Consider the following 11,188-nt stretch of genomic DNA (forward strand, 5'->3'; position numbering starts at 1 on the left):
CTTTTTAAAACAATCTCACTTTGTTTACTGGTCTTAATGAAGCTGTTTTGTAAACTGCTCTTGCAACCCAGCAATGCCACTGCTATCAGAATGATAAAATATTTGCTGTAGAGTTTCATAGTTTAAATGCCGCCCAACTACCTGATAAACGAAAACCTACGCTTATCTGCATTATAGCTGTAGTAGTTTTAAGTGCTACCAACAAGTAACAGCTTATGGTATACAATATAGTAAACATTGTTATATCCATAAAACAGAGTGGTAAGCTTAAGGCCGGTACTATAGTTAGAGCTTATGGTAGGACCCTTAGCATAGTCGCGTTTTAACGCGAGTATACCCGTTAATACAAGAATATCTTTTAACAAAAAAGCACCTGCCAACCGAATGACAGGTGCTTTTATAGTTTAGGCTATAGTTTGGGGCTTATGCTTCGCGCCATTTTATAGTACAGCCAATGGCTTTTGTGTTAGGCTGGCTCACGGCTTTGTTAGCTACCAGTTCATCCAAGGCGGCTTCGGCATATTTCTTTTGCACCTGTGCTGGTTCGCGGCTGTTATCATCTATGGCACCAATATAGGCTACTTTAAGCTTTCCGTCTTTCTGCTTCTGCACAATGTATAAATGCGGAGTGCGGGTAGCACCATAAGCTTTGGTTATATCCTGGGTTTTGTCCTGAAGGTAAACAAACGGGAATTTCTTGTCTTTGGCGCGCCGCTGCATGTCTGCGTAAGAGTCTCTCGGCGAAGCGGTTACATTGTTGGGGTTGATAGCAATAACCGGGTAACCTTTGGGTGCATACTTGTTGTGCAGGGCAATAATGCGGTCTTCGTAGGCTACAGAGTAAGGGCAGGTATTGCAGGTAAACGTAACTATAAAGCCTTTGGCATCCTTATAATCCGCCATCGATACCATTTTACCGTCAACATTTTTCAGTTTAAAATCGGTAGCGATGTCGCCAACCTGATACCCAGGGTTTGCAGGTGTAGCAGCAAGCATAATTCCAACCAGCAGCAGGCAGAAAGTGTAAGCCAGTAGTGAAATCGGTTTTTTCATAGAAGTATAGTTTATAGTTTAAATTGTTGTACCAGGTTTTGGAGTTCGTCCTGTTTCAGTTCCTTTTCTACAAAGTGGTATTGCTTGCGCTTGTTGTTAAAGAGTATAGTGGCCGGTATGGCGCCGCTCCATTGTGGTTCCAGTTGGTCAATCCATGTATTGGCATCGGTCTCATCCAGCAGCCACACATCCGATGCTATCTTACGGCGCTGCATAAATGTTTTTACCTTTTGCAGATCCTGCTTAGCATCCATACTTACCAATATCACGCGCACTGGTTGGTTTTGGTATTGCTTGTTTACGGCCTCAAAATAGGGCATTTCTTTTATGCACGGACCACACCAGGTTGCCCAGAAATTTACCACATATAACGTATCAGCATCAGAATTGCGCAGCTGTTGTAGCTTGTCAAATTTTACCACGTTCACTTCCTGGGCCTGGGCCGAAAAGCCTGCCAGCATAAGTATAAATACAAGGCGAATTATAGAGATCGGTTTCATAAGTATACAACGTGGTGTGGCTATACTATAGTGCAGGTATAAAGTTAAGCGTAGAGCCTGAGAATCAGAAGTATAACGGTAGGTTTTAGACGAACAGACTACTGGGAAGTATGAATCTGCTTTTTACATAGATGTAACGGACTTACAAGTACCGTAAAACAGGCAAAAATTAAATTACAAAAGGCTTCTTTGCATAAAGAAGCCTTTTGTAATTTAATTTTTTAACAATGTTGTTTACGCTGCTGTAGCAGTTCTTACCTTCAGCTTTTTCTTTCCTTTTTTGTTGAGCTTGTTAACCCAGATGATGGTGCCTGTTACCGGTAAGCTTGTAGCAATAAGGCAGGCCATGAAGTAGAGTATCTTCGAAAAAGTGCCATACACATCCCCTAAATGTAGTGGCTTTATCAGCGACACTATCTGCTCGTTCAACGGCTTATCAGCAAAAATGTCTACTTTAAGCGGCTGGCCATTGTGCTGATCCAGCTGTACTTTATCGGATGCATTCAGGGCTAAAAACCCGGCTTTACTTTTGGTGATAACTACGGCAGTGGTATCGTTATCTGGCAGCGAGATGCGCATATTCCCTTCATAGGGAAGTAATGCGTTGGCTTTAACTATAAAATCTTCGGCAGATAAGGTAGTAGCGTCAGCCGCGGCAAAACTGGAAAGTGGCTTTTCTTTACGGCCTTTAAATACCTCGGCACCCATTACCTTGCCTAGCGCTTCGCGGTACCACTCAAACGACCAGCAAAGGCCCGTCAACGACATGATCAGCAACAGTATAAAAGCATAGAAACCGAATGTGTTGTGCAGGTCGTGATTAATGCGTTTCCAGTTGGCGTCGGTTTTCACTTTAAAGCCCTGTTTCCAGTTCTTCAGTTTTTTAGGCCACCACAGCACAAGTCCGGTCAGGCATAGAAAAGCGAAAATTATAGTTGCAATACCAACTATAATGCGGCCCACACTGTCGCCCATCAGCAACCAGCGGTGCATTTTCATAACAGTACCAAAAAACTTCGAAGCCGGTCCATCGGTGGTTCCAACTATAGTTCCGGTATAAGGATTCACGAAGTAGGTTATCGGTCTTGGGCCTTCGCCTTTAGCTTTTGGCTCGTCGGTAGCTGGCGGGGCAATGCTTACGCGGTAGCTGTTTTCAGCATCAGCCGGAATCTCTAACGATAAAACCTTGCCCTGCTGCTCCTGTTCCAGTTTGGCAATAAGCACATCTGCAGACAAAGCCTGGGCAGTAGAGGGTACTGTTACCGTATATTTTTCTGGCTCCAGCATTTGCTCTATATCCGACCTGAACGTGTAGACCGTGCCCGTAAGGCAAACTATAAATAACACCAGTCCGCTGCCTATTCCCAGCCACAGGTGCACATCGTTAAACAGTTTTCGCCAGCTAAAGCTATTTTTCATGGTGAGCAAGGTTAAATGTTAAAGCTGTCTACAACTATAACAAGCATAGCAATATACATCTGTGCAGCATGAGTATGGAAGTAGGAACGGGTGGTTTTTATTTAGATTAATTCTAAACAGTGCAAACATACGCATGTTCAAACACCAAATGCAAATCATATATTCATCTTTTCTAAAATTTTAGTCTTAGGATAAATGGCAGGGATTATTACCTGAACTATAGTTATGCTTTAACCAAAGCAACTATAGCCCGTTAAGTAGGAGGGAATAATTAACTTAAACATACACGAACTATGGCAAACAAACTTGAAGGAAAGAAGATAGCAGTATTAGTAGAAGAAGGATTTGAGCAGGAAGAATTAACCAAGCCCATGCAGGCCCTAAAAGATGAAGGAGCCGAAGCGCACATTATTTCGCCGAACAAGAACAGCGAAATAAAGGCTTGGGACCACACCGACTGGGGCGATAAATTTAAAGTAGATAAAAAACTGAGCGACGTAAATGCCGATAGCTATGACGGACTGTTGCTGCCCGGCGGCGTAATGAACCCGGATAAGCTACGCGTTAATAAAGATGCTGTAAGCTTTGTAGGGAAGTTTCTGGAGTCGGGTAAACCTGTGGCAGCCATCTGCCACGCCCCCTGGACCCTGATAGAGACCGGCAAAGTGAAAGGTAAAAAAATGACCAGCTACCACACCCTGCAAACCGACCTTAAAAACGCTGGTGCCAACTGGGTAGATGAAGAAGTGGTAGTAGACCAGGGGCTGGTTACAAGCCGCAAACCAGACGATATTCCGGCATTCAATAAAAAGATGATAGAGGAATTTGCTACAGGTAAGAACAACAAATAAAACTATAAACTATAGTTATTAAAGCCGCGGCAGAACAACTGCCGCGGCTTTTTACTTTTACGGTATCAAACTATAAAGTACGGCTGCTTTGTCTTCGAGCATGGTGGTAAGTACAATGTCCAGTACCAGCAGGAAAAAGCCCTGCAGCACTATAGATTGCCCCCAGCCAAGTAACTGTTCTGTTTTAGGAGATGATTTGGAACGTTCCTGTAGCCACTGGCCTAAAAACAGGTAAGCTACATCCAGGCCAATGTTCAGGTACAGTATCTTTTTATACCAGTCGTGTAGTTTAATGCTTTCGGCCAGGTTTTGTACAGCAGGCTCTTGGGTTAGTAACGAATATAAAGCCACCGATGCGATGATCATATTCACGATGTTCCAGTAAATGTTCATCTGGAAAAAAAAGCGCTTGTTGCGCGTTGCCTTCATCAGCTTAAAGCTCCCGATAAGGATGTTCAGCAGCGCCCAGGCACCCAGCACAATCATCCCGATCTTCAGTACTTCGTTCTGACGCAGGTTAAACGTTGCCAGCGTATTGGTCTGTGCATGTGCCGCCACCGACAAAAGCATAAACAACAGCAGGCAAAGGTACTTTCTCATAATAAAAAGGTTGGTTACTGTAGCTACAAACGCAAAGGGTGGTCTTTTAGCATATCAAACACAATAAAGCTAATGCAGTAGGGTTGCTGCCAAGGTATTTTTAAGGGATCAAAGTGTGGTGCGACGCGCCACCAGGTCTATCCCGATGTTTACTTCCGGGCGAATGGTCTGGTTGCCCAGCGATTTGTCGGCGCGGTATACAAGGCCCCACTTGGTGCGGTCTATGTTAAAGTTAGCTTTAGCCTTCAGTACATTATCCTGCAGGGTTATTTTAGCCGGAAAACGGATGCTCCTGGTTTTATCTTTTATGGTCAGGTTGCCGGTAAGCAGGTGGGTGGTTCCTTTTATACGTAGCTGGCTATCGAGGGCAGGTGGTGTGTTTATAGGTTTGCGGTCTGTGCTATCGTAAGGGCTGATGCTGGTTATCACAAACGTGACAGTAGGATAGCGCTCCACATCAAAAAAGTCGGCAGACCGGAGATGCGTGGTCAGCTTTTTATTGGAATCCTGGTTCAGGGTTTTGTCATCAGACCGGGTGGCCTTCATGTTCAGGGTTATAGCGCCGCCGGTCAGTTCTTTGTGGTTTAGGTGTAATTCTCCGGAGCTTATCTTGAAAATTCCATTGTGCCTGCCCGTTATTTTCACCCCGATCCAGGTGAGCTTGCTTTTAGCCGTATCTACATGGTAAACCTCCGAAACAGGCGCCAGCTGCCGTGCTATTTCCGGTGCGCCTACTTCGGCTTCGTCGGTCTTAATGGATGTATCGCAGGCAGCAAACAACAGCATCAGCACTATAGCTGATGCAAGTTTTAGTAACAAATACTGCTGTTTGCTGCTCACTGGGTAGTATAATTAGAATCCGATGCCAACATAAAGTTGCGCAACGTTATGCATTAGTTCATTGCCTACAGCCAAACCTGTGTCGCCGTCATCTAAAAGCCCGGCAAAGCCAAGGTTATAACGTGCGCCTACCCTAAACATACTGAAACGTGCTTCTGCGCCGCCTGCCAGGCCATAGTCAAAAGTGTTTATGTCTTCCATATTGATCTCGTTACCGTCCTGTTTAGCTGCTATCATTACGCTAAGCTGCGGGCCAAGGTGCAGGCTAAAGTTGTCGGTAATGTTGTATACGGCCAGCAAAGGCAATTCAAGGTAATCAAACCGATTATCGATCTCAGCTTCGTACCCTTTGCGCGAATAAAGCCCTTCTACCTGCAGCGAAAACGACTCGGTAAGGGCAAACTGTGCATAAATACCACCATGGAAGCTAGTAAGTGAGCTAGGGTTCAGGGCATCGGCCTCGTCGCCGTGTACATTGGCCAGGTTAAGGCCACCTTTTATACCAAAACCGCTGTTTGGGGCATCAAGGCCGCTCAATTCGTTATGGTTTTTCTGAAGGGTAGTCGGGCCGGTATGGTCTTCGGTTTCCGGCTCTTGTTCCTGGGCAAAGCAACCAAGGCTAAGCAGCAGCATTCCAGCCGAAAGTAAATACTTTTTCATAATTATGATTTCTACTGAGGGTGATTTTAAGTGAAAAGAGGGTTCTCTGTTAGTAGTATACTATAAATGCTATGTACAAAGTTGCGGTAGTTTAAAAGTAGAGCAAAACAGTCCTGTTTTGCCGGGGTGAAACAGGTAACTATAGGTGAAAGAGCGGCTTATAATTTGCTAACAGACTTGACAAAAAAATTAGCAGAAATTATACTTTACAACTTTGATATTGGATTATATAATACTTTTTGGAGATTGCTAACTATAAATGCACAGCAAATGGTGGATAACTTTGTTGATTCAACACACTTATCCACATTTATCCACATCTCCAAACCCGCAGATTCATAAGAAAATGAGGCTTCTGAAAACTTATGCACCATCATGATTTTCGCTGCTAACAGCATTAGTTTTTGTACAGATACCGGAGGCGAAACTATAGTTTAGCAAGGCAACTATAAACCTGAGGAGGTGGATTGTTGTTACCTTTGTGCTATGCTAAAAATTGCCTGGTCCCGGATGTTTGCGCACGCCCTGCCCGAAGGTCACCGTTTCCCGATGGCCAAGTACGACTTGTTGCCCGAGCAGTTACTATATGAAGGAACTATAACCGAAGCCAACTTATTCGCCCCAATCCCACTACCCGAAAAATTTATAGTTGATACTCACGACAGTACGTATTGGAACCGCCTGCGGCAACTGCAGCTCACGCCTTCCGAGATCCGCAAAACAGGCTTCCCGTTATCTGATGAACTGGTAGACCGCGAAATAGTGATCATGAACGGAACGGTGCAGGCTGCTTTGTTTGCCCTGGAATTTGGGATCGGGATGAACATTGCCGGTGGTACGCATCATGCATTTACGGACAGGGGAGAAGGTTTTTGCTTACTGAACGACATTGCCATTGCCGCTAATTACCTGCTCAACTATAAAAGTATCAGCAAAGTGCTGGTCGTAGACCTGGATGTGCACCAAGGCAATGGAACGGCACAGATATTCCAGAACGAACCTCGGGTTTTTACATTCAGTATGCATTGCGGCCACAATTATCCTTTCCACAAAGAGAAATCAGATCTGGATGTACCACTAGCCGAAGGCACCGACGATAAAGCCTACCTGCACCAATTGCAAGCTATACTTCCGCGGTTACTTGATGAAGTGGAGCCAGAGTTTATGTTCTTTCAGTCGGGAGTAGATGTGCTGGCAACTGATAAACTGGGTAAATTAGGCATGACCATCGCAGGCTGTAAAGAACGCGACCGTATAGTGCTGGAACTTTGCCGGCGTAATAACCTGCCTGTAGCTGTAAGTATGGGTGGTGGGTACTCCAAACAAATTGCCCACATCGTAGAAGCCCACGCCAATACCTTTAGGTTAGCACAGCAGTTGTGGTTTTAGGAGTTAAAGAGTTTAAGAGTTAGAGATTTAAAGAGTTAAAGAAGTTAGAAGGCTTTTGAATTAGGATGTTAATGCCAACTATAAAACTATACACAAAACCATATCTATAACAGAAGTATCCCCTTGAGGACAAGTGAGAACGGGAGTTCGAAAGTTGCGAGCATAGCTCAATAGGGGTGTTAAATCACCAACTATAAAACTAAAGCTGCACTATACGCAATAGCCGAAAAACTCCCCTCCTTAGACTACCGAGAAGAGATTTCGAAGGTAGCGAGCGTAGCTCTGAGGGGTTGGGGGTGGTTGGACCACGGTAACTATAAATCCAGACGCTAGCAGGAGCTGAGCACGCTGCTAGGTCTAATAAAATCCTGTTCCAGACAAAAACGCCATCTTCTGTTTTTAGGAGAGAGCTGGGGTGAGGTTAAACTATAAATTAAAAGTCATCCTCATCCCCGCCATTCTGCTCGCCATCATTCTGGCGGCGGTTGCGTTGATTTTCGCCATCGCTGTTAAGGCGGTAAGTAAAGCCCAGGTAGATGATGCGGCTCTGGCGACGGTTCTCACTTTCGGTTCTGAACGTAGGCCCGTAACTCAGGAAATTGAACTGGCGGGTGTTGAAGATATCTGATACACGGAGCGAAATAGTGCCATTCTTTTTCAACACATCTTTCTTCATTCCCAGGTCAGCACTGAACATCTGCTCCATACGCCCTTGTATGTCAGCAGACGGAGCGCGGTAGAAGCCTGAAAGCTGTATGTCCATGTCTTTCCAGACAGTCATGGTTGAGTTTAGCTTGGTGTTCCAACTGATGCGACTGCTGCTGAGTTCGGTATCGCCCTGGGTGGTGTTAAGCTCTGTTCTGAAACCGGATATACTTGCGTTTAATTTCCACCAGTTGGTAACCGGGTAATTTACACCGAACTCCACACCATAAGATGCATTGCTGGCCAGGTTCAGAAAAGTTACCTGCGTGCCTGGTATAGTATCGTTGTCAACAATAACTAAGGTATCCGTCCTGAAACGCTCGATCTCATCGGTTGTGTGGCGATAAAAAACAGTGCTGTTTAAAGAAGCATCGCCAAAATAGCGCAGGTACCCAAGTTCCAGCGAGTTCACAAATTCTGGCTTCAGGTTTGGGTTGCCGTAGCGCACGTTGTAAATATCAGAGCGGTCCACGAAAGGATTCAGAAAACGGCTGCGCGGCCTGTTTATGCGGCGACTGTAACTGAACTGCATCTTGTTGTTGTCATCAAAATCATTGGTAATGAACAGCGTAGGGAACAGGCTGAAGTAGTCGTTATCTGATTTTATGTTCTGTGTGCGCTGATCGGCAGTAGTGTTGGTTTGCTCTGCCCGAACACCCAACTGATAACTTATCGTTTTAAACTTGTTGTTATAGTTGGCATATACGGCATGCACCATTTCGTCGAACACAAAGTGATTGCTCATTTTGTTGTTAAATACAAGCTCGTCGGTTGTAGGGTCTTTCGTGAAAAAGCGCGAATCTTCGTCTAGGCGCTCAAAGGTGCTTCTGAAACCGGTTTCCAGGTTACTGTTCTCCGTGATCGGGTGCACATAATCGGCTTTTGCTACAAATTCATAGTTGCCATCGTCCACCAACGTTTCCTGTGCATCGGGCAGGCCGGGTTTTATTTCGCTGGCTTCCCTGAAACGGCTTATCTCGTCATCCACGTTGGTATTATAAACTATATCGGCGGTCAGTTCCTGGCCTTTTTTAGCAAAGGTCTGCCGATAGCCCAAGGTAAGGTCAATAGCTTCTTCATCTTCCTGCTCTGTTGTGTTCCGCAATCGTAAGTCGTTCAGTTCGCGGTCCTCTTCCAGGAAAGTATACCGGATGTCTTCGCGACCTTTGTCCTGGCCAAAACGGTATAGTGCCGATGCTGACAAAGTGATCTTTGGAGTGAGATAATAATCTGCACCAAACCGGAAGTTATGCGAAATGTCGGTGCTGTTGCTTTCGCTGTTTTGTAAGCGGTAGCTGGTGCTGTCCTGCTGGCCGGCTTCGTTCAAATAATAATTGGTGGTGAAACTGTTGCTTTCGCCAAGTCGCGCACGCTGCCTGAAATCGTAACCGCCATTTAACGACCATTTAAAATATCTATAGTTCAGGTTTAGCGAGGTGTTATAGTTGTCGTAAGTGCCTGCCGTAACCGAAGCCGACCCATGAAAGCCCGGTTTCTTTTCCTTTTTCATGACCAGGTTTATAATGCCAGACGTGCCTTCGGGGTTATATTTTGAGGACGGGTTAGTGATCAGCTCAATGCTCTCGATTAGGTTGGCCGGTATCTGATCCAGGGTAAGGTTAGATAAGGCAGATCGTTTTCCATCTATCAGTATTGTTACGTTCTCGCTGCCACGCATGCTCACGTTGCCGTCGATATCTACGGTTACAGATGGCAGGTTTTGCATTACTTCGGCTACGGAGCCACTTTGTGCCGCAATGTCTTTGCTCACGTTCACTACTTTTTTATCCAGATCATACTGTACCAGCTCGCGCTCGGTAACAATTTCAATTTCGCCAAGCTGTGTTGATGTGGGGCTAAGGGAGATGGTGCCTAAGGAAACAGTTGCAGAGCTGGGTGTAACGTTAATGTTTTGTACAAACTTAGTAGGATAGCCCACCATCGAAACGCGTAGCACAAATCTGCCCATCGGTACACGGTCAAGTATAAATTTGCCTTCTATATCAGAAGTAGCGCCTGTTACCAAACTCGAATCAGATGCGGTAAGCAACACTACATTGGCAAAACCTACCGGTGATTTAGAAGTGCCATCCTGCAAAGTGCCGGAAACTCTGCCAGCGGTGGTTGGTTGTGCCGTTTGTGCAGATAAAGCAGCCGGAGAAATCAGGAAAATGAATATAAATAATGATCTGTAAAAACTCGATATCATACGTCAGTTAATCTATTCGCTACAAATTTTAACGCGCTACCGGGTGAGAAGGTGTTGAAAACAGCGCAGGACAGTTTCTGAACTATAGCTGACCCGGTGCATCAGGGTGGGGCAGGCAGCAGGAACCTGTAAGTAGGACAAACAAACGGGTGATAGGTTTAAAGCAAACGATAAAAAGTATGGTTTTAAACTATAAAAGCAGCAGACCCAAGTTAAAAATGAGCCTGCTACTTTCTTTAAAATAACTATAGGTTAGTGTTACTGCGCCATTGTTTTGCTCAGAAAATCCCAGACCACCACCCCCGTAGCTACCGAAATATTAAGCGAATGTTTGGTGCCAAACTGCGGTATCTCCAGCACAAAATCAGAATTGTTGATCACATCCTGCTCTACACCAAAAACTTCGTTACCCATAACAAGTGCATAATGCTGCCCGGGCTCAGGTATAAATTCGTTCAGTTTTAAACTGTTCTCTGCCTGCTCCACTGATCCAATCTTATAGTTCTGCTCTTTCAGTTTTAATACCAGTTCAAGTGTGTCCGGCACGTGCTTCCATTCCACCGATTCAGTAGCGCCTAAAGCTGTTTTCTCGATGTCGCGGTGCGGAGGAGTTCCTGTAATGCCACACAGGTAAATCTTTTCTGCCATAAACGCATCGGCCGTCCGGAACACAGAACCCACATTATTCAGGCTCCGAACATTATCGAGCACCAAGACTAACGGTATTTTTTTCTTATTTTTGAATTCTTCAACCGACTCGCGGTTAAGTTCATCCATCGACAGTTTGCGCATTATTTGTAGACAAAAAACTGTTTGACAAAAGACAAAGGACTATAGTTGCTTCACCTCTACAAAGGTCAGGGTGTTTGTTCAGAAATCAAACTTATAGTTTGTCGTAAATTGTTGAATGGTTAAATGGCTGGATTGTTGACTGGACCGCTCTTTCGGATTTGCAATCCGAA

General features: G+C 45.0%; 10 protein-coding genes. 2 read left to right on the forward strand and 8 right to left on the reverse strand.

Annotation, left to right across the window (positions count from 1 at the left end; translation table 11 throughout):
* Positions 1 to 423: 423 nt before the first annotated feature.
* The 3 genes from ABS362_RS15995 to ABS362_RS16005 all read right to left on the reverse strand — a co-directional run bounded on the left by ABS362_RS15995 (position 424) and on the right by ABS362_RS16005 (position 2,972).
* Positions 424 to 1,053, reverse strand: coding sequence for a thioredoxin family protein (locus tag ABS362_RS15995; RefSeq protein ID WP_350413630.1), 630 nt, complete (start codon positions 1,051 to 1,053; stop codon positions 424 to 426).
* Positions 1,054 to 1,064: 11 nt separating this feature from the next.
* Positions 1,065 to 1,553, reverse strand: coding sequence for a TlpA disulfide reductase family protein (locus tag ABS362_RS16000; protein ID WP_350413631.1), 489 nt, complete (start codon positions 1,551 to 1,553; stop codon positions 1,065 to 1,067).
* A gap of 234 nt (positions 1,554 to 1,787) precedes the next feature.
* On the reverse strand, positions 1,788 to 2,972 hold the full coding sequence (locus ABS362_RS16005; RefSeq protein ID WP_350413632.1) for a PepSY-associated TM helix domain-containing protein: 1,185 nt from the start codon (positions 2,970 to 2,972) through the stop codon (positions 1,788 to 1,790).
* 293 nt (positions 2,973 to 3,265) lie between these two features.
* Between ABS362_RS16005 and ABS362_RS16010 the strand changes: the two genes are divergently transcribed.
* Positions 3,266 to 3,823: a type 1 glutamine amidotransferase domain-containing protein gene (locus ABS362_RS16010; RefSeq protein WP_350413634.1), complete on the forward strand. Its 558-nt coding sequence runs from the start codon at positions 3,266 to 3,268 to the stop codon at positions 3,821 to 3,823.
* Positions 3,824 to 3,880: 57 nt separating this feature from the next.
* On the opposite strand, the gene ABS362_RS16015 is transcribed toward ABS362_RS16010, so the two are convergent.
* The 3 genes from ABS362_RS16015 to ABS362_RS16025 form a co-directional block, all read right to left on the reverse strand.
* Positions 3,881 to 4,423, reverse strand: a complete 543-nt coding sequence (locus ABS362_RS16015; protein ID WP_350413635.1) for a DUF6992 family protein — start codon at positions 4,421 to 4,423, stop codon at positions 3,881 to 3,883.
* Positions 4,424 to 4,531: 108 nt separating this feature from the next.
* Positions 4,532 to 5,242 carry a YceI family protein gene (locus tag ABS362_RS16020; RefSeq protein ID WP_350413636.1) on the reverse strand — a complete coding sequence of 237 codons (711 nt, stop codon included), beginning with the start codon at positions 5,240 to 5,242 and terminating at the stop codon, positions 4,532 to 4,534.
* Positions 5,243 to 5,275: 33 nt separating this feature from the next.
* Positions 5,276 to 5,923 carry a porin family protein gene (locus tag ABS362_RS16025; protein WP_350413637.1) on the reverse strand — a complete coding sequence of 216 codons (648 nt, stop codon included), beginning with the start codon at positions 5,921 to 5,923 and terminating at the stop codon, positions 5,276 to 5,278.
* A 486-nt stretch (positions 5,924 to 6,409) separates the two neighbouring features.
* Here ABS362_RS16025 and ABS362_RS16030 point away from each other — a divergent pair, with 486 nt between their 5' ends.
* Positions 6,410 to 7,312: a histone deacetylase family protein gene (locus ABS362_RS16030; RefSeq protein WP_350413638.1), complete on the forward strand. Its 903-nt coding sequence runs from the start codon at positions 6,410 to 6,412 to the stop codon at positions 7,310 to 7,312.
* 433 nt (positions 7,313 to 7,745) lie between these two features.
* Here the strand turns inward: ABS362_RS16030 and ABS362_RS16035 are convergent, their stop codons facing one another.
* Positions 7,746 to 10,226, reverse strand: a complete 2,481-nt coding sequence (locus ABS362_RS16035) for a TonB-dependent receptor (RefSeq protein ID WP_350413640.1) — start codon at positions 10,224 to 10,226, stop codon at positions 7,746 to 7,748.
* A gap of 258 nt (positions 10,227 to 10,484) precedes the next feature.
* Positions 10,485 to 11,018, reverse strand: coding sequence for an RNA methyltransferase (locus ABS362_RS16040; protein ID WP_350413642.1), 534 nt, complete (start codon positions 11,016 to 11,018; stop codon positions 10,485 to 10,487).
* Positions 11,019 to 11,188: the final 170 nt, after the last annotated feature.

Source organism: Pontibacter populi, assembly GCF_040278685.1.
GTDB classification, from domain to species: Bacteria; Bacteroidota; Bacteroidia; order Cytophagales; family Hymenobacteraceae; genus Pontibacter; species Pontibacter populi.

Coding starts and splice junctions, on each gene's coding strand:
- ABS362_RS16000 (WP_350413631.1), bottom strand. CDS start 1,553: ATGAAACCGATCTCTATAATTCGCCTTGTATTTATACTTATGCTGGCA.
- ABS362_RS16015 (WP_350413635.1), bottom strand. CDS start 4,423: ATGAGAAAGTACCTTTGCCTGCTGTTGTTTATGCTTTTGTCGGTGGCG.
- ABS362_RS16035 (WP_350413640.1), bottom strand. CDS start 10,226: ATGATATCGAGTTTTTACAGATCATTATTTATATTCATTTTCCTGATT.
- ABS362_RS16025 (WP_350413637.1), bottom strand. CDS start 5,923: ATGAAAAAGTATTTACTTTCGGCTGGAATGCTGCTGCTTAGCCTTGGT.
- ABS362_RS16030 (WP_350413638.1), top strand. CDS start 6,410: ATGCTAAAAATTGCCTGGTCCCGGATGTTTGCGCACGCCCTGCCCGAA.
- ABS362_RS15995 (WP_350413630.1), bottom strand. CDS start 1,053: ATGAAAAAACCGATTTCACTACTGGCTTACACTTTCTGCCTGCTGCTG.
- ABS362_RS16005 (WP_350413632.1), bottom strand. CDS start 2,972: ATGAAAAATAGCTTTAGCTGGCGAAAACTGTTTAACGATGTGCACCTG.
- ABS362_RS16010 (WP_350413634.1), top strand. CDS start 3,266: ATGGCAAACAAACTTGAAGGAAAGAAGATAGCAGTATTAGTAGAAGAA.
- ABS362_RS16040 (WP_350413642.1), bottom strand. CDS start 11,018: ATGCGCAAACTGTCGATGGATGAACTTAACCGCGAGTCGGTTGAAGAA.